Annotated in this window: 9 protein-coding genes and 4 pseudogenes; all 13 read right to left on the bottom strand. The window is 56.2% G+C overall.

From position 1 onward, the window contains the following. A complete protein-coding gene (locus tag MKZ79_RS10660) occupies window positions 1–495 on the bottom strand; it encodes a DUF2569 domain-containing protein (RefSeq protein WP_336141911.1) in 495 nt (164 codons plus the stop codon). Window positions 496–1,053: 558 nt separating this feature from the next. Beyond that, a complete protein-coding gene (locus MKZ79_RS10655; protein WP_336141910.1) occupies window positions 1,054–1,329 on the bottom strand; it encodes a DUF6966 domain-containing protein in 276 nt (91 codons plus the stop codon). Window positions 1,330–1,383: 54 nt separating this feature from the next. After that, window positions 1,384–1,656, bottom strand: coding sequence for a DUF6862 domain-containing protein (locus tag MKZ79_RS21265; RefSeq protein ID WP_442897147.1), 273 nt, complete (start codon window positions 1,654–1,656; stop codon window positions 1,384–1,386). Between the two features lie 83 nt (window positions 1,657–1,739). After that, window positions 1,740–2,360, bottom strand: a pseudogene (locus MKZ79_RS10650) (VENN motif pre-toxin domain-containing protein); the annotation flags it as partial. An 11-nt stretch (window positions 2,361–2,371) separates the two neighbouring features. Further along, entirely contained in the window at window positions 2,372–2,746 is a 375-nt protein-coding gene (locus MKZ79_RS10645) for a hypothetical protein (RefSeq protein WP_336141907.1), read from the bottom strand. Window positions 2,747–2,748: 2 nt separating this feature from the next. Beyond that, a pseudogene (locus MKZ79_RS21260) lies at window positions 2,749–3,222 on the bottom strand (hypothetical protein); the annotation flags it as partial. Window positions 3,223–3,438: 216 nt separating this feature from the next. Beyond that, window positions 3,439–3,618, bottom strand: a pseudogene (locus MKZ79_RS21255) (VENN motif pre-toxin domain-containing protein); the annotation flags it as partial. A gap of 126 nt (window positions 3,619–3,744) precedes the next feature. Next, the gene (locus MKZ79_RS10635) at window positions 3,745–4,104 is read right to left on the bottom strand and encodes a DUF596 domain-containing protein (protein ID WP_336141904.1); all 360 of its coding nucleotides are present in this window, start codon (window positions 4,102–4,104) and stop codon (window positions 3,745–3,747) included. After that, window positions 4,101–6,002, bottom strand: a pseudogene (locus tag MKZ79_RS21250) (VENN motif pre-toxin domain-containing protein); the annotation flags it as partial. The gene MKZ79_RS10635 and the pseudogene MKZ79_RS21250, both read right to left, overlap by 4 nt. 122 nt (window positions 6,003–6,124) lie before the next feature. Then, window positions 6,125–6,472: a DUF3969 family protein gene (locus tag MKZ79_RS10615; RefSeq protein ID WP_336141898.1), complete on the bottom strand. Its 348-nt coding sequence runs from the start codon at window positions 6,470–6,472 to the stop codon at window positions 6,125–6,127. Continuing rightward, complete coding sequence (locus MKZ79_RS10610; protein WP_336141896.1) at window positions 6,469–15,705, bottom strand: hemagglutinin repeat-containing protein; 9,237 nt, start codon at window positions 15,703–15,705, stop codon at window positions 6,469–6,471. Before MKZ79_RS10610 ends, MKZ79_RS10615 begins: the two co-directional genes overlap by 4 nt. Window positions 15,706–15,733: 28 nt before the next feature. Continuing rightward, window positions 15,734–17,434, bottom strand: a complete 1,701-nt coding sequence (locus tag MKZ79_RS10605; protein WP_336141893.1) for a ShlB/FhaC/HecB family hemolysin secretion/activation protein — start codon at window positions 17,432–17,434, stop codon at window positions 15,734–15,736. 324 nt (window positions 17,435–17,758) lie between these two features. After that, on the bottom strand, window positions 17,759–19,183 hold the full coding sequence (locus MKZ79_RS10600) for an efflux transporter outer membrane subunit (protein ID WP_336141892.1): 1,425 nt from the start codon (window positions 19,181–19,183) through the stop codon (window positions 17,759–17,761). Between the last annotated feature and the right edge of the window lie 6 nt (window positions 19,184–19,189).

Raw genomic sequence — 19,189 nt, 5'->3', positions numbered from 1 at the left:
TTAACGTACAAAAACCTTATTTATTCTTTTTGAGAAGATAAAATAAGGTACCCATATAACACAGCTTATTAAGCTTCTTCCCATTGCCTTTACACCACTATCATCAAGCTTAAAATCAAATAATATAGCCGGGAACCAGGTGCAGTAAAAAGTAAACCCCAACCCCAGAAGATAATAAGCAATCATGATATACCGGGTACGCTTTAACTTTTTGAAGAAGCACCAGCATGCTGTTAGCGTTATCGCAACCTGTACTATAATAGCAATAATAATCCCTATGCCATAGGTGTTGATCTGACCTGTCTGTTGATGGATTTGCGCAAGCATTTTTATCAAGTAAAAGCAGGTATATAGCAGGACAGGCAGACCTAATATCAAGCCTAAAGCTGGCAAGTATAAAAGCCCGTTGATTTTGCTTTGCTCTGTCTGCTCACAACTATCACAAATCCCCGACTCTTTATTTCCTTCCACTTTGGAACATTTAAGACACAACATTTTAACTTCCCTTTTAGGTTAAGATTTGAAAATATACAAACAGCGCAGACTACACAGGTTACTATCGGCACCGGCATCCAATATATTATTTTTTTAAGAAAATTCTTCAACTGGCGTCCATAACCTGTTTGATTACCTTTGCCTGATTATATGCTCAGCCGCATTCTTCCTGGCCTATGCTCCGATTACTTCAACCGCCTTGCTGTCTCTGGAAACGCCGCTCGCCAGACCTGCTACCAGTGCCGCCAAGTCCTGCTTCGCCTTCTCGCCCGCTATCTGACCTTCCGTGCGCGCGATATCTATCGCCTTTATGTTGATTTTTGCAATGAGCTGATTATTACCCGACAGGAGCCGTAGCTGGAAGTGATGACTACGCTGCGTAAGGCCTACAAAGAGCTGTCGGCCCGCAAACCGTAGCAGATCGCCGAATTTTCCAGCTGATCGCCAGCCCCGGAAGCGGTCGAGGAAGATCCAGGAATGGCTGTAGAGTAGCGAAAACGTTGAGGTAACCCATTGGTTATAAATTTAAAACCCAGCTGATTGGCTAGAGTTCATATTTTAAGAAAGAAGATTAAATAATTTACTTCTTAGTTGATCTAATTCTTCATTTTCGTCTATTAAAATTTTCCCATACCTGTAAAGTACGAGGTCATTCAAAGATCCCATACCACCGTATAAGCCCAACAAGGAACTTCTCGTAACATCAGGTTCTCTCTCATATTGTTTGGCCAGTTTAAAAATGCTGGCGGACCAATCTGTATAGCCGCCCAATTCTAGCAAAGCAGCCATACGCTCCATTTTATTTTTAATAGATTTTGATTTTTCATTAGTCATTTTAGCGGCTTAATCTCCATAATTTCGACTCCCTTAATACCCATGTTGTTGGAGCTATAATCTGTTGATTTCCCTTACAGTTATCGCCTGCTCACGGCTGATACTCCCCGCATCCACTCCCTGAAGAATGTTTTCCAGATCCACCGCTTCCTGTGGACAAAGGTCCTTATAAATAAGCGAATAACTGACATCTTCACCGTACTTCTTCAGTGCTTCCTGTGCCGGGCCAACCAACGCATCACAGGCTGAACAACCTTTATTACCATCCGTACAGACCGTTTTTATCGCTTCATTACGCGCTTTACCTGTCTGATTAATCGTCGCCAGTTCTTTCGCTTCAGCCGGTGTTCACTCCTGTTTCAGGTAGGTGTGCTTCGTCTTCAGCTGTTTCTTTCTGTCGGCTTCTGCACGCTCAGCCAATTATTCTCAACCGCGTTCTTCCCTGCCTGCGCTCCCGCCACCGCATCCGCCGTGCTGTCCCCAATAATGCCGCCCGCCAGCACCGCCGCCAGCGTGCCCAGCGCGCTGATGGTCTGTTTTTCCGTCTCCGTCAGTTCGCTGACCGCGCCCGCTGCGCCAGCAAGGGCAGAGTTGCCGGACGCATAAGACGCTACCGCCCCGACAACCGCATGGGCCATCGCTTTCGCTTCCGGATTGCCTTCCGTAAGCTTGTGTATCTGCTCCGCCAGATAAGGCGCCGCCGCGCCGCTCACCGCCTGCGCCACGCTACCGCCCGCAAGGCCCTGTATCGCCGCCGTGGCCGCCTGGAGTCCCTGCTGCAGCGCGCTGCCCGTGCCGAATGGCTTCATTGCCGTATCAAAAGCCTGCTTCGCTATTTCATCGGCGGTCGGATTCAGCTTACCTTTTCCGGCAAGTTCCGCCCTGGCAGCCGCCAGCGCCGCCGGGTCAGATTTCGCCTTCTCGCCCGCTATCTGGCCTTCCGTCCGGGCGATATCCATCGCCTTGCTGCCGATTTCCGCTTTCAGTTGCGCCGCCTTCAGCCGGTTCTGCTCCTTCTCTTTATCAAAGATTTGCTATAAATTTACTGCCCAAAATTTTTCCATGCTAACGCATGTTTTTTAGATACAGGCTGTAAACAACCTACAATTTTTTTCCATAGTTCTTCATTTTCATCGGAAGCTGTAACCAATGACTCAATCAGTCCTGTAGCAACTGCCGTAGCCAGTTGCTCGTTTTCGGAACATATACCGGATTCAATGTGTTGAAATAAAAATAACTTTTCTGTTTCACTCAGTAGAAATAGCTGACCAGCAATATTCTTTCCTATTTGAGAGAATAACAAAATGGTTGGGACCGGCTCTGGCGCCCAATACTCAATAGCTCGTCCCACTGTTTTTTTTATCTCTTCTGACCTAAGAGTGAAAAAATTTATGTAATCATTAATATAAACATCCATTGCTATTTTCCTTTAAGAGAATTTTGTAGGTCTTTCAGTACATTTTCTGCTGCAGCTCTATCAGCCTGAGAAGCTTGGGGGTTCTTCGTTAGCCAATCCTGAAGAGCTTTAGAATATGCATTTGCCTTTTCAATATGACCTCTCCCCCCAACTTTTTCTCCTGTAGCTAATTCATAACGGACAGCATCTGCAGTACTTCCGCTACCAACTTTTGCATTAGGTCTGTAAAGATCATTAATTAAATTTTTGAGGTTCTCATCTTTTACATTTGGCTTTTCCATGGATGCACGTAAAGAGTCAACATATTCTTCATGTTGTGCACGGTTTTTAGGATCTAGTGGACTATTATTATTTCTCGCATTCTCCTCATCCTGAGGTTCCCAGCCGCCCGGCGTTCCCGAGCCTGAGCCGCCCAGCTCCGTCTTCTCTGCATCCGTCAGATCCTTACCGATATTTGGCCCGGATCCGCTGTTGTCACTGCCGCTGTTCTGCTGCGCAGACACCATCGCCATCAGCAAACAGCCAGGGTTTGCCAGGCAGGCCGCATCAAGCCCTTCTTTTACCTTTTTGGTCAGCGCCAGCGCCGCCTGTTCATTTGCGCCACCTTTGCCTGCTTCCGCCATGGCCGCCGAGTTCAGCGTCTCCTGCGCCAGCATTTGAGACAACAGGCCACTTGCCCCAAACATATTATTACTGAGTTCGTTCTGGCCCGCCTGCGCACCGGCTACTGCATCCGCCGTACTGTCTCCGGTAAGACAGCCTGCAAGGCCTGCCGCAGCCGTGCCCAGCGCAACCAGCGTCTGCTTCTGCTCCTCGCTCAGCTGGTTTACCGGTACGTCGCCGTACAGCGCATTTTTGATGGCTTCACCCATCGCCGCCGTGGTGGTCGCGCCGCTTACCGCCAGCGCCACGCCAGCGCCACGCTACCACTCGCAAGGCCCTGGAAATGACGGCTAGTATGTAAAAATCCCGGTCTGTTCAGAACCGGGATTTTCGGGTTAAGTCCACTCAAGAGAACCGTTTTCAAGCACCCAGACAGCGCCGCCGGGGCAGTCTTCATCGAAAAACCAGATGCCATCCTCCATTTCTTCTTCTGTTTTTGGGAGCGCTAACCGGAAGAGTTCAACCTGTTCCTCGACGCTACCTTCCAGAAACTTACCGTGTTTAGCGAGTTTGATGCGACCTTCTTTAAGAAGACGCATTAAAACCCATAAAAAAATACTCTTTCTTTCTTCAAAGGAAAAATTTAGCGGCGTAGGTTCTTCTGGTTCGCTATAAGAAAATACTGCGCCTAAATTGCGCCCTTCTGCTGCCATGTATAATTCTTTAAACTGTTTATCCGTAATTGGCGCCATCATTTAAACTTCATCTCCACATCTTTAAATTTGTATCCAATATCAGTTAGTTGTTTGTTGCCTTTAATATCAATGGTCCACCTGGCTCCTGTTTGATTCTGAGATGAAGAGACATTACGCAACGTAATCGATGTGCCGTTATCCAGTTTAGCTGTATAGATCCCCGGCCTTACTTCCTTCAGCGGCGTCTCACCTGCCAGTTGCTGAGCATATTTATGGATCTGTTGATCGGTAAGATTTTGGCTTTCAAAAACCTTCGTTGTACCGTAATTATTACTCACTTCGCCCTGTCGGATTGTCTGACCATCTATATTTAGATTTTGCGATGCATTGCTCTTATCATAAAGCTTACTCAGCTCATCGAAATGGTTTTGCTGCTGCTGTTTAACAGTTTCGCTATTACGTGCATTCTCCTCATCCTGTGGCTCCCAGCCGCCCGGCGTTCCCGATCCTGAACCGCCCAGCTCCGCCTTCTCCGCATCCGTTAGATCCTTTGCCACATTCGGAGCATTTTCCTGCCCTGACTCATCCGACGTACATGCCCGCCCGAACGAGCATTCTGTCGCTTTATCAATCGATTCGACTATATTCTTAACGGCCTAATCCAGCGCAGAAGCCATGGTGTTATTGGCATCGCTGACCGCTTCGCCGGTATTTGTTCCGGCTACCGGCGGTGGCGTGACGGGAACAGCTAACGTATTGTTCTCCAGCGCCGTTTTCCCGGCCTGCGCCCCCGCAACCGCATCCGCCGCGCCGTCTCCGGTGACGCCGCCCGCAAGGCCCGCTGCCAGCGTGCCCAGTGCGCTGATAGTCTGCCGCTGCTCCTCGCTCAGGTCTTCCCGTTTCACGTCCGGATAAAGCTGCTGCGCGATAAACTCGCCCATTGCCGCGCCCGATGCGCCCGCCAGAGCTGAGTTGCCTGCTGCGTAAGCGGTGACCGCACCGACCACAGCGTGCGCCATCAGGTTCGCTTCTGTATTCACCTTACCGCTTGCGTCTGTGGTCAGCCTGTGTATCCGCTCCGCCAGATACGGACTGGCCGCGCCGCTGACCGCCTGCGCCACGCTACCGCCCGCAAGGCCCTGTATCGCAGCGGTGGCCGCCTGGAGTCCCTGCTGCAGCGCGCTGCCCGTCCCGAACGGCTTCATCGCCGTGTCGTACGCCTGCTTCGCTATTTCATCGGCGGTCGGATTCAGCTTGCCTTTTCCGACAAGTTCCGCCCTGGCAGCCGCCAGCGCCTGCGGGTCCTGCTTCGCCTTCTCGCCCGCTATCTGACCTTCCGTGCGCGCGATATCCATTGCCTTGCTGCCGATTTACGCTATCAGCTGCGCCGCCTTCAGCCGGTTCTGCTCTTTCTCCTTGTCGAAGATTTGAGTCACTTCTGCTATCGGGCCATCTTGCTTTTGTAGCATGTGATGTAAGTTAACAGGTTTTCCATCAGTACCAACTGGAGCGCGACCAATTTGCATCAACTCTAAGTTTGTCTTTCCTGACTTAGGATCGACATATTTAGGATCAAACAGATCGTTCCTCTGATAAACCTTGTTTCCGTTGATATTGACCGGTTCAGCACTCCAGTACTTACGTTCCTGTCCAAAATAGTTAACCGAGCTGACTTCATTACTGGCTTTATTGATCAGCTTCGACGCTTCGGCAAGGTCTCCTTTCTTCAGCGCTTTTTCCGCTGCCTTAATGACTTTACCAGCTGTATCACCAAGAACAGGAACCAGCCCTACCGTCGCCGCAAGATAGTCTATTGCGCTCTCGGCTTCCGCAAAGCTCTTGATATCGCCCACAACCGGCACAAAGTCAGCGCCGAAGGATGCGCCACCGGCAAGCAGTTCATCCCGGTGCGCAGCAAGAGCGCCTGAGCAGGCATCGGCGCTCAGCCCGGCACAGTATTTCTCTTCAAGCTCTTTCTGCGCCTCTTTCAACTGACCAGGCGCATTTTTGTACCGGTCAACTTGGGAGACACCTGTTGCCAGCTCGTCGGCTATCTCATATAGCGCATTATTCTCAACAACTAACTTTCAATAATGCTTAAGTCCTTATTAACTAATCGACCTACTTTCTTTCCTTTTTTTATAACTACCGCAACTCTTGCTATTAACTCTTTAATACTCTCCATCAACCGATCAGGAACTATGTCAGCGATATCGTCCAGTTCACACCCAGAGGCAACAATATTAATAATTTCTTCAGGTAACTTTGCCTCTTTTAAAACCTGAACTACCGAGGGCATAAAGATGAAGCCTTCTGCATCATCTATAGAAATTAATTCTTTCTCTAAAGAATATAAAACACCCAATGTTAAAAACCCAATAAGTTGCTCGGTATGTACGTTATCAACTCTATAATTAAATTGCATCATTTTAAATTACTCCAATTAGGTTTAACTTTTACATTAAAAACTCTGCCGCTCTGACTTTGAAAATAATGTACAGATACTTTATTCCCTGAGGTATCGAATCCATCTTTATAGACTTTGTTCCACTTCCCAGGTTCAATCTTCCGTAACTGTTCTAATAATGCACGGTCATTAACTGCATTTTTAGTTGTACCATTTTGACTAGCTCTGAAGCCTTGAGGATACTGTGGAGCATCCTTAATAGAGTTATAAATGTGTTTAATCTCATTTCCTGATGAGCCAGTAGATTGTAGCTTGTTCCAATCCTCATCGTCATCAGGCCCCCACCCACCTGAAGAACTCGATCCCGTGCCTCCAAGCTCTTTTTTCTCTTCGTCAGTAAGATCCTTCGCAATATTAGGTTTTGATAAAGTCTCACCTGTTGAGATTTGCTGAGCCGGCAATAACGAGAATATTCCCTTTTTATCCTGCTCAATAAGATAGTCATAAGCTGCTCGCTGCTCTGGCGTCAGTTTTTCAACCAAATCCGCACGGCCGCCGCTCATTGCTACAGCAAACACATACTGTTGCTCTGATGTGGATAAGCTATCTAAGGCCGTTTTAGCCACGCCTATCCCCAGCAACGCACCCAGCCCTTTCTCAACCAGCGCATTCCGGCAGGGAGCCATCTTACTACAGCCCTGAGCGGCCACTTTTCCTACCTGCACTATCAGGTTGTTATTCTCAACCGCATTCTTCCCGGCCTGCGCGCCCGCAATAGCATCCACCGAACTGTCCCCGGCTACGCCGCCCGCCAGCCCCGCCGCCAGCGTGCCTAACGCGCTTATCGTCTGCCGCTGCTCTTCACTCAGGTCTTCCCGTTTAATATCCGGATAGAGCTGCTGCGCGATAAACTCGCCCATCGCCGCGCCCGACGCGCCCGCCAGCGCTGAGTTGCCCGCCGCGTAGGCCGTGACAGCGCCCACCACCGCGTGCGCCATCAGGTTCGCTTCGCGGTTCACCACGTCCTTCCCGTCCGGGCCTTTCGTGGTGGTCATGTCGTGAATGACCTCCGCCAGATAAGGCGCCGCAGCGCCGCTCACCGCCTGCGCCACGCTACCGCCCGCAAGGCCCTGTATCGCCGCCGTGGCCGCCTGGAGTCCCTGCTGCAGCGCGCTGCCCGTGCCGAACGGTTTCATCGCCGTGTCGTACGCCTGCTTCGCGATTTCATCGGCGGTCGGATTCAGCTTGCCTTTTCCGGCAAGTTCCGCCCTGGCAGCCGCCTGCGCCTGCGGGTCCTGCTTCGCCTTCTCGCCCGCTATCTGGCCTTCCGTTCTGGCGATATCCATCGCCTTGCTGCCGATTTCCGCTATCAGCTGCGCCGCCTTCAGCCGGTTCTGCTCTTTCTCCTTGTCGAAGATTTGCTCAAGGCCCGGATTCGCATTTTCCACGTCCCGGCTCAGCTCTGCAACGTCCTGCTGCTGATTTTCCTTATCGCGGATGGTTATCGTGCCTTCGCTCACCGCCGCCCTGGTCGTGGAGTCCGCGCTGTCCGAGCCGTTCAGGCCCGCCAGCACGCCGTTCGCCATATTGCCTTTGAACTGGTCAAGAACGGTGCCGCCGGTGCTCACGCCCGCGCCGACGTGCTCCACCTCATACTCCGCGTGGTTGTGGATATCGCGCCAGCCCAGCGTGCCGGTGTCGAGTTTATTAAGACTGCTGTCCGCCGTCGAAGCTATCACCGCACCGTCCAGCTGCGTGTGCTCGCCCACCGTGATATCAAAGCCGCCTGAACCCGCAAAGATGCCCGACTGCTCCGTTACAGACTGCCAGTCGCTGTTCATTTTATCCCGTGACGCGCTCACGCTCGCCGTCGCCGTGCCCCCGACCGTGTAGCCTGCGCCCGCGCTGGCGTTCTGCTGTTTCGCGTCAAAGGTTTCACTGTCCTGCTCGCTGGCTATCGTCAGGTTACGCCCCACCTCTGCTTTAACCTTTTCGCCGCTGACCTGCGCGCCCGCAAGCGTGGTATCGCGGCCGGACGTAATCGTTACCTGACTGCCCGCGTTTACCTGCGTTTCCACGTGGCTCAGGCTGTCGGCGTTCTCATGGCCTTTGCCTTTGTTGACGCTGGCGGAGACGTTCACACCCGTGCCGCCGGAGCCTGCGGTAAAGCCCACGCCCACGCTGCCGCCTTTGCTGCTGTTGGTGCTTCGCGTGCTGCTGCTTTCCTCTGCCGAGACCAGGTTTACGTCACGCTCTGCCGACAGCAATACGTCCTTGCCCGCCTGAAGCTGGCTGCCCTGAACGTTGATGTCCGTTCCCGTGGCGGTGATGCTCAGATTTTTACCCGCCGTCAGGCTGCTGCCCTGCTGCGTGGTCTGCGTCAGCGAGCTTTCCGATTTGGAGGACTGTCTACCCAACGAGACGCTGACGCCCACCAGATTTGTATTTGTCGGGTCGTCGCCTTTCGCCGCGTCCAGCCTGGCCGCCTGCGTAGCGCTGACGCCGTCCAACGCGGCTTTCATGCCCTGCAGCGCCGCCAGGCGCCCGTCGCTCTCTTTCCGGGCCTCGTTCACCGTGGTTACCGCCGAATTCAGCGCGCTGCCCGCCGTGCCGGAGAGCGCCACCGTCAGGCCTGAAGTTTTCTGTTCGGTTTTGTGTGTTTCGGTATGGGAGTTTTCCGCCGCCAGAATATCGACCTGCCTGCCGCTCAGGCTGATATCCTGTCCCGCCAGCACGTCCGAGCCCTTCACCGTCAGGTTGTTGCCCGCGCTTATCGTGACGCTGCCGCCGGTGCTGCCGACGGTGCTGCCGGTATGCGTCAGTGTGGTTTCGCTGTCCTGCGTTTTTAGTTTGTTGGTTCCTATGCTGATGCCCAGACCGCCGGTGCCTGAAATGCCCGATTTTTTGCTCTGGCTGGCGGATTCGGCGTGATAGTGGTTTTCCGCCGTGGTCACGGTGATATCGTTGCCCGCCTTCAGCGACACGTCGTCGGTGGCGATAATGTTGCTGCCCGCCACGCTGATGTTGTCGCCGCTTTCCAGCGCCACCGACTGTCCGCTTATCAGGCTGCCGGAAGCGGTGCTGCTGTGTTCTTCCCGCTGATATTTGCTTTCCTTTTTGCTGAAGGTTTTTTTGGTCTTGCTGCTGCCGGACATCTGCATATCGTCAGTGTCCTGACTGGCGGTAACCGCGATATCGCCGGTCGCCTTCAGCCCGACGGCGCCTTTTTCACTCTCAACCGAGCTGCCCTGAACAATGATATCGCCTTCTCGTGCAACGATAGTGATATCACCCTGCGCGCTGAGGCCGCTGCCAGTGCCGGTATTGCTGGCCGTGGTCATCTCGCGCTGGCTTTTAGTTTTGCCCACGCGGTTGCTTTCGCTGTCGCGGTCGTTAACCTGCTGGCGCGCTTCTTCAATCGTCACCTGCTGCGCACTCAGCGCAATATCGCCTGCGCTGCTGGCAACCTGCGAGCTAACCGCCGTGAAATCGCCGCCCGCCCGGATAGCGACGCCCGCGTCGCCGCTCAGCCCGCTGGCAACCAGCCTTTCCTCATAGCGGCTGTTGCTGACGGAAGAGGTGCGGCTGCCGGCCTGCAAATGGGTGTCGTTGGCGGTGGTGTCGCTCAGCAGGGAGACGTTGCCGCCGGCCTGCACGCCAAGCGTCCCTTCCGCCTGCGCCTGGCTGCCGCGCAGGGTAATATCCTGACCGGCCTGCAGGCTGAGATTGCCGCCCGCGGTCAGGCTGCTGCCCAGCGCCTGTTGCCATTCGCCGCTGACCTGCGCCATTCGTTTGCCGGGCTCTTCCATGCCTGCGCTTTTGCGGTTGCCCGTGGTACCAGCTATCACCTCTATATCAGCGTTTTTGCTGCTGCGCGACGTGGTAATGGTCAGATTATTACTGGCGCTCAGGGTGAGGTTTTCCGTGGCGGCAAGAGAAGCGCCTTTCAGACTGATATCGCCGCCGGTCAGCGTCAGTTCACGCGCGCTCATGCTCGCCTGACGCAGCGCATTTTGGAGATCGGTACTCAGGTTCAGGCTGTCGGCTTTAACATTGATGCTGTCCGCGCGGATATCGCCGCCCTGATGCGCGAACAGGCTGCTGTCGATATCCAGCGCGCCGTCGGCAAACAGATTTCCCGCATTGCTGACGCTCTCCGCCGACAGCTGCAGCGAGCCGCCGCCGATCAGCGCGCCGTCGCCGGTCAGGCGCACGGTGGTGTTAGCCAGATAGACTTTGGGCACCCAGACCGTCTGCGGCCCGTCAGCCGTTTCCACCGTTTCGCTGACCAGCCAGACGATATCCTGCTCCAGCGCGGCGATCTGTTCAGGCGTCAGCGCCACGCCGGGCACCAGCTGGAAATCCGCCGCCGTTTTAACGCCGTTGTTCATCAGCTGCTGATAGAGCGCCATCGCGTCTTCGCCTTTTTGCGAAGGCCGACCGGTCAGCATCAGCAGCTGTTCACGCACCACGCGCTGCTCGTAGTAGCCATCGCCCAGCCGCTTGTGCACCTGCGACGGGTCGTAGCCGATCAGATCCAGCATATAGTCGCTGCTGATAAACTGGCCTTTATCCGTAAACCGCGAGTCGGTGACGATCAGATAAGGGCTGCCCGCCGCCGTCTGCTGGCGGAAAAGCGCGTTATTGGGGATGCTGGTGGCGACGCTGGCCAGATGCTGCTGGTTAACCAGCTGGAGCTGACCCGGCTGATTAGCGATATCACCCGCCAGCGGATTGCGCTGCCACTCGGCGAGCTCTGCTTCGGCCGCTTTCTGTGCGGACTCCGCCATACTGATTTGCGCCTGGTTGACGGTGGTGTTTTCAATCTTCGCGCCGTTGAGCGTCACCTTGCCGAAGCCGGTCATAATACCGTCGATGGTGCTCAGCGCGGTGGTTTCATCAAGGTTATAGGTGGGGTACCAGTGGCCGCCGGATTTGTCGTAGTGATCCACAATCACTTCCTGCCGCCGCTGGTTTATCGAATAGCCGCGGTTGATGACTTCGCCTGCGCCTTCAATATTCAGAGTGCCATTGGCGCTGATGGTGCTGGCGTCATTCAGCAGTTCTGCGCTGATATTCAACGTCATATTGCCGCCGGAAAGCAGCGTGGCGCCGACGCCAGCTGAGATCAGTTTATCCGTGGTTAAGGTACCTGTTACCGTGCGTTCACGCAGCAGGCTGTAATCCTGGATAAATTTGCTGTCAGTAAAATCAAGATGCTGTTCAGGGTCCCACTGCTCTATTCTTCCCCGATCGTGCTCGCGCCATACGGTGTGATGATAAGGTGTTGGCACCACGCTCTTACGCGTTCCCTGGGTTTCGTAGAACGTTATGCTGTAGCTGCTATCACTGTTTGGCGTGAGCGCCAGGTAATTGACCCACAAATTGATTATTTGTCCCTGGCTGGTTTTTACTTTTACTTCTGCACGCTTACTGGCGGCATCGATGCTGATAAGCGTGCCATAAGGATCGTTTTCGGCTGCATTTTCATCCTGAAAAGTCAGTATGCGGGTTGACGGCTGTATAGGGTCGGTAATAGTGGCAGTTTCATAAGAGCGCCAGTAGTAGTTATAGCGGTGCCACTTGTAGTCGCTCTGCTCCGCCTCGCGCTCGATCTCCAGCCCCTCGCGCAGGTTGTTCAGCCGCTGCGCCTCAATCGTAACGTCGCCTTCAGCCTCAATGTTGCTGGCGCGGTTTTCGATCAGATCGCCGCTTTTCAGCCACAGCGTGCCGCCACTGTAGATAAAGCCGCTGTCGCGGTTGAGCAGCTGTTCACCGGCCTGCAGGCTAATGGATTCCTTAGCGGCGATCAGCGCGGCTCCGCCGTGGTTGTCAATCAGCCGACTGTTTACCGTAATCCTGTCGCCCATCAGCGCATCCTGATTATCCAGGCTGTCGCTTTGCAGCGTGATGCTGTCGGCTTCTGTCCGTCCCTGATTAAGCAGATTGCCGGTGGTCAGCGTGAGCGTTTTACTGACCAGCTTCGCCAGATTGGTGGCGTGCTGGCTGTTCAGCGTCAGCCCGCCGGGCAGCAGCCAGTCGGCCAGATTGGTGAAGGTGCCGCTGAGGGTCAGGTTCAGCGCGCTGTTGCTGCTTAGCGTCTCGCCGGCGCGGTGAACATAATCCTGTTGCAGGGTCAGCGTCAGCGTCTCGCGACTCAGCAAAGTGCCGTTCTGGTTATCCAGCGTGCCGACAGCCGCAGACAGCGTGCCGTTGCTCTCAATCCTGCCGCCCTGGTTCAGTAACGTCAGCGTGCTATTGCTGTCGAGATGCAGATCCTGACCGGAGACAATCGAGCCCTGCTGATTGTCCAGCGTCTGCCGCAGCGCCAGCGTCAGGGTTCCCGTGCTCTGTACGCGGCCCGAGTTATTGTTCAGGTTTTCTGCGGCGGCGCTGAGATGCGTCGTGCCGATAAGCCGTCCGCCGCCGTTGTCGATCTTTTCGGCTTCAAGGGATAAAGCCTGCTGGCTGCTGACGGTGCCGCCCGCGCTGTTGTCCAGCGTTTTACCGGTAAGATTCAGCGCCTGCACGGCCACCAGCTGGCCGCCGCGGTTATCAAACGAACCGCCATTGAGGGTCAGCGTGCCGCCGCTGTGTAGTTTGCCCTGGCGGTTATCCAGCGTTTCCAGCTGCCAGAGACTCGCCGCCTGACTGATAACCGTGCCGGACTGATTGTTTATCGTGGCCGCCGTTACCTGCAGCGTGCCGCTGCTGCTTATCGCGCCCTGCTCATTTTGCAGCTGGCTGGCGACAAGCTGTAGCGCCTGGCCGGCGTGCAGGCTGCCCTGATGGTTATCCAACACGCCGACCAAATCGATATCGAGCCGCCGCTGGCTCTTTATCTCGCCCTGTGCGTTCAGCATTGTGGCAGCGCGAAGCTGCGTATCGCCTTTGCTTTGCAGCGTGCCGGATCGGTTATCCAGGCTGTCGGTTAAGGACAGTGTCAGCTCGCCTTCGCTGTACAGCAGGCCGTTTTGCCGGTTATCGAGCCGCCAGGCGTCGACCTGCAGCTTTTCGCCCGCCAGCAGTTGTCCGCTCGTGTTATCGATCGATCCTGTGGTCAGTTCCAGCCACAGCGCGCCTGTAGTGCTGATTTTGCCGCCGTTGTTCAGCAGCTCGCCTGCCTGCAGATGCTGATTACGCTGGCTGAATAGCGTTCCACTGCGGTTATCCAGCGTGCCATCAATCTGCACATCCAGCGTCGACAGCGACTGAATTTCGCCCTGCTGATTATTCAGCGCGGCGACCGAGATTGTACTGTCGCCGGTGCTGGTTATCTGTCCGTTCTGGTTATCAAGCGTGCCTGTGAGCTCGAGCGTCAGCTTTTGTTGACTCTGAATCAGGCCGTGTCCGCCATTGGAAAGCCGCGCGCTCCGCAACGCCAGATCGCCGCCGGAAAGCAGGTTACCGCTTTCGTTATCTATATTCTGCCGCGCCGTCAGTTCCAGGGCTGAAGCACTTTGTACGGTGCCCTGCTGGTTTGCCAGCTCGCCGACGTCAAACCGCAGATCGCCGTTGCTGCCGATAAAGCCCGACTGGTTATTCAGCAGGCCGCTGACGCGCCAGCTCGCCTTGTTGATGCTCAGCGAGGCGATACGCCCGCGCAGGTTGGTCAGCGCGGCGCTGCTCAGATCGAGCTGGTCGGCTTCTATGTTGCCGTCGGTGTTGTCCAGAAAGCCAGTCAGGCTGAAAGCGCTTTCGCCCGTCGCCGTTTGCGACCAGACGCCGTCCTGATTAAACAGGTTTGCTGCGGTGATGCGCCAGCTTCCGGCCTGGATTTGCGCCTGCTGTGAGTCGATATCGCCCACGCTGTCGATGCTAAGCCGCTGGCTTTCCGTTTGCGCCTGCTTTAACGCTACGTCGCCGGACGCCGCTATTACCGCTTCTTCTGCCGCCAGGCGACTCTGGCTGATATCGATATTTTTGCCGCTGAGGCTGACCTTTTTCTGACTCAGTAAACTACCGCTGGCGCGAATATCGCCTTCGCTGTGAAGCTTAAGGTTGGCAGGCTGAACAAGCTTGCTTTCGGCATCGCTGCCCGCCAGCAGATGACCGCTGCTGCGGATCGCCTGCTTTGCCTGCAGCGTGACGTCGCCAGCGGCCGCCAGCGTGCCGGACTGAACAATGTCGCCCTGGCGGCTTTGCACCTTAAGCTCGTCGCCGCTATGGAGCCTGCCGTGATGCTCAACGTCGTCGCGCGCCGTCAGCGTAATATCGCCGCCCGCCTGGGTATAAGGTTCCGCCGTAGTCGTCTGCCACAGCAGTTTGCCTTCGCTGCTGACGGTTAAGGTTTTCCCGGCCTGGAGATGGCCGCCCTGATTACGCACGCCCACGCCCGCTTCGGTGCCGATCATGCGGATCGCGCCGCTGTACATGCCGCCCAGCTCGCCCATGTCGATAGCCAGTTCCGGCGCGTCTGCCGCTGCCGCCAGGGCGTTGACCGTTTCGCCATCGGCGGAGATCTGGTTGCGCCCGGCCACGACGGTAATTTTCTCTTTAGCCCATATCCCGGCGTTGACCTTTACCGCTCGCGCCAGCAGATCGACATACTCCGTGTCGTGCCGCGCGTCGCCGTTCAGGCCGCCGCCGGTCACGTGGATTAAACCGCGCTCCACCTGATAGCCGGCCAGGCTGCCGTCCGCGTTCAGCTGCGGCTTGCCGGTGGTCAGCGTCATGCGTCCGGCGTTGATGGTGCCGCAGCCGTCGCAGACGATGCCCGCCGGGTTCGCCACGATCACCTGCGCCCTGCCGCCGGCTACCTCCATATAGCCGCGCAGCTGGCTGGGATTATCGCTGTTTACCTCGTTCAGAATGACTCTGGCTGGCGCCGCGTTGGGATTGAATTTGCTGTTGCCCTGGATATAGCCCGCGAGCTGCGTCTGCGTCATGACGGCAGAGTTATTAAGGATGGCGCCCTTCTGCCCAACGTCGAACTGCTGGTACTGGTTGTGCGAGATGCCCGCCTGGTTCGGCGCGTTGATATTGACCTGCGGCAGTCCGTTTTGGGTGGTGATGACTTCCGGGCGCTGCGCGGGCGCGACCCGGCTGTCGGCGACGATGCCTTCCGCCAGCGCTGGCGCGCCGCAGGCCAGCCCCAGCAGCCAGACGGTGCGGCGCAGCGTAACCCATAAACGCGAACCTGCCGTTCCCGAGCGCTGGCCCGAGCGCACGCTGCAGCCGCGCGCCAGTTCCGAAACCACTTTTAATTCGCCATGAGTGCGGCTGAAGATCAGGCAATAACATTTTTTATTCATCGATAACTTCCTTGTTAACGTTCTGTCGCTACAGCTGCAGATTGACGCTGAAACCGCCGGTTACCCCAGAGGTATGAAAATTATCCGGTTTAGCCAGCGGCACGCCGGCGAACAGGTCGTAGCTTAGCCGGCGCCACAATGCGCCACGTATGCCCAAGGCGCTGCCCGCCAGCGCTTTTGCAGGCAGATAGCGGGCGCCCGGCCCGGCGATGCGGCCATAATCCACGCCCCAGTAAAGTTCGTGGCCCGATAACAGGTTCCAGGCCAGCTCGTTACGCCAAACCACGCCTTTCTCGCCCGACAGCATCTGCTCACCATCGAAGCCGCGCACGGTATAGCGTCCGGCTATCGACAGCCGATCCTGCGGCGTCAGCGCGTCTCCGCTCCATTGCCCTCGTAAGCTGGTGTTGTAGCGCCAGGCAGCGGACAACGGCAGGTTAAAGCTGAGGTCGCCGGTAAAGATCGAAGCGCGGGCGCTGCCGCCGCCGAACTGCTCTTCCGGCGCGGGCCGTGCATTAAACAAACCGGTGCCTCTGCGCCAGTTCAGGTTTGCGTCCACAGTCGCGTTGCCGAAGTAGCTACGCTGGTTTAGTCCCAGCTCCCAACCCGCCGTGCGGCGCTGCTGCTGTGCAATGTCAATGCCGTTGACCGCGTTGGTGGAGTGACGCCGCCAGAGGCGAAAATTGAGCGTGGTTTTATGCGACTGATTGCGAAACAGCAGCCGGGAAAGCGTCAGCTGGGCGTTCTCGCTTTCGCCGCTGTAGATCAGCGTGTCGTTGGCGCTGGCGATATTCTGGTGATAGCGATAGCTGTTGTAATTGGCGGAGAAGAGCCAATAACCGGCCGGAATGCTGTAATTAAAGGTTTTTGAGCGGCTGGCGAAAGGGCCCGGCTGCAGCAGATCTTTCCCTAAGCTGAGGTAAAAGAGATCGTTATGCGCGAAAGGCGCGTCAATCGAGAGCGTGGCCGAGCCCTGATATTTGCCGGTGCTTTTCGCGCCGCTGTCGTCAAGGCCGAGGTTCAGATGCACCGGACGGCTTTCCTGCCAGTCGACAGCCAGGTCGCTGGTGGCTTCCTGTCGGCCCGGTTCAATTTTTATCTCCGCGTTCACGCTGGGTACACGCCTGAAATTTTCCAGCGCCTGCTCAATATCCCGCAGATTAAGGATATCGCCTGAGGCGGTCGGCACAGCGTTCCATAGCCGCGCGCGCCAGGAAACGGGAGGCTCAAAAAAGATCCTGTCGATACGGCCAGGCTGCAGCGTCAGCGTCAGCACGCCCGTGGTTAAATCCTGCTCCTGCGCCATAACGCGCGTGGTGACAAAACCCTTTTCCAGAATCAGGTTCTGCACCTTATTGATGGTCAGCAAAATGCCCTGCGCGCCCAGGCAGCGGCCTTTCGCCAGCGCCGCCGCCTTCAGCGCCCACTGGAAACGTTCGGCGCCATCGCCGTTCAGACGCAGAGTATGGATCGGGAAACAGGGACGCTCGCTTAGCGGATAATAGGGCAGCGTGGCCGTCGGCCGCTCAAGGCGGATATCGCTGTCAGTTTTGTTTTGCTGCTGCAGCGTGCGTTCTCTCTCCTGCTGGCGCGTTTGCTCGCGCGCGTCGATTTCTGCGGCGTTTTGTTGAATATCAGCAGCGGTTGTCGCGGCGAAAAGCGAATTAAAAGGCGCCAGCAGAAACAGCCACAGGCAAACCCTGCCAGTTCCGGCAATACAAAGCTTCATCCATGAATTTCCTTGTCAGTAACGTTCAACTGCGGCGCTATAAAGCGCTGATAAATAGGGGACTCTATCGTCAGGCTAAATAAAAGATCCATCTTTTGGCGGCGGATTATTCAATAAGTCAAATCTGAAATCAATCACTGAGTGACTATTAATCAGGCTAAATACGAGGTTTTTTTAAGCGAACCAATAGCTCAGGCAGAGAAAGAAACGCGGAGATTAAGCTGACCACGGCAGAAAGCGCGGTGATAAAAGGCGTTATTACGATCGATTTGGCACGGGAAGATTGGGGCAGTCGCCGGGAGAGTTTCCCGACGACCGGAACGATTAGCGCGGCGATGCCTGCCAGCCGCCGCCAACGGCGGCGATCAGCTGCACGCTGGCGACCCACTGCGTACTTTGCAGCGACAGCAGGCTTTGCTGCTGGCTGAGGCTGCTGTTTTCGGTGGTGGCGACGTCAAGATAGTCAATCATGCCCGCTTCATACTGATTGCGGGTGACGCGCGCCGACTCCTGCGCCGCTGCGGTGGCGCGCTGCTGAGCGACGATCTCATCCTGCAGGGTATTCAGCTCTACCAGATAGTTTTCCACTTCCTGGAAACCGGTCAGCACCGCCTGGCGATACGCGGCGACGTCGGCGTCATAGGCCGCTCTCGCCTGCTCCACCTTCGACGAGGTCGCGCCAAAGTCCAGCAACGTGCCGCTTAGCGACGGGCCGAGCGACCAGACGCGGTTCGGCAGCGACAGCAGGTTATGCAACGCCGAGCTGGTGAAGCCGCCGCTGGCGCTGAGGGTTAAGTCGGGATAGTAGCCCGCAATCGCCACGCCGACCGCTGCATTAGCGGCGGCCACGTTGCGTTCGGCGTAGGCGATATCCGGACGGCGCTCCAGTAGCGTTGACGGCACGGTTTGCGGGATGGCGGGCAGCGTGGCGGTTATCTCTTTGGCCGCCGGCAGGCTGAACTCCGCTGGCGTTTTACCCATCAGGATGGCGATAGCGTGTTCGGTCTGCGCGCGCTGCCAGCTGAGATCCAGCGCCGAAGCGCGCGCGCTCTCCAGCTGCGTCTGCGCCTGAGCCAGCGTGCCGCGGGATTCGCTGCCCGCCTGATATTTGTTGTTGATCACGTTCAGGTAACGCTGATAAGCCGCGACGCTTTCCTCATAGAGCGCAATCTGCCTGTCCATAATACGTAGCTGAAAATAGTCCTGCGCCAGTTCGGACTGGGCGCTGAGCGTGATATTCGCCAGTTCCGCCTCGCTCGCCTGCGCGCTGGCTTTGTTCTCTTCCAGCGTGCGCCGCAGCTTGCCCCAGAGATCCAGCTCCCAGCTGGCGCTTGCCTGGAGCGAATGGCTGTCGCTGACGGTTCGCTGGCCCGTTCCCGTCGCCGCGCTGCCGCTGCGCGTGGAGGAGCCGCTGTAGGTGGCGCTGGGGAACAGATCCGAACGGGATTCGCTAACCAGCGCCTTCGCCTGGCGATACTGCGCCTCATACTGCGCTACGTTCTGGTTAGAGATGGATACCTGCCGCAGCAGGCCGCTCAGCGTGTCATCGTGATAGACCGACCACCATTCGCCTTTGCTCTGTGCATCCTGCGGCGAGGCTTCGCGCCAGCCCTTAGCTTCTTTATAGTGCGTCGGCACGTTCACCGCAGGACGATGATAGTCGGGGCCAACGGCGCAGCCGCTCAGCAGCAGCGCCAGCACAACAGGCGTTAACGCGCGGCGCCCGGTCAATATCGGTAACTTTTTCATTGTCAT

The organism is Erwinia sp. CGal63, from assembly GCF_037026505.1.
GTDB lineage: Bacteria > Pseudomonadota > Gammaproteobacteria > Enterobacterales > Enterobacteriaceae > Erwinia.
The sequence above is the reverse complement of the archived record's forward strand: the minus strand, read 5'-3'. Positions and strand labels throughout refer to the sequence as shown.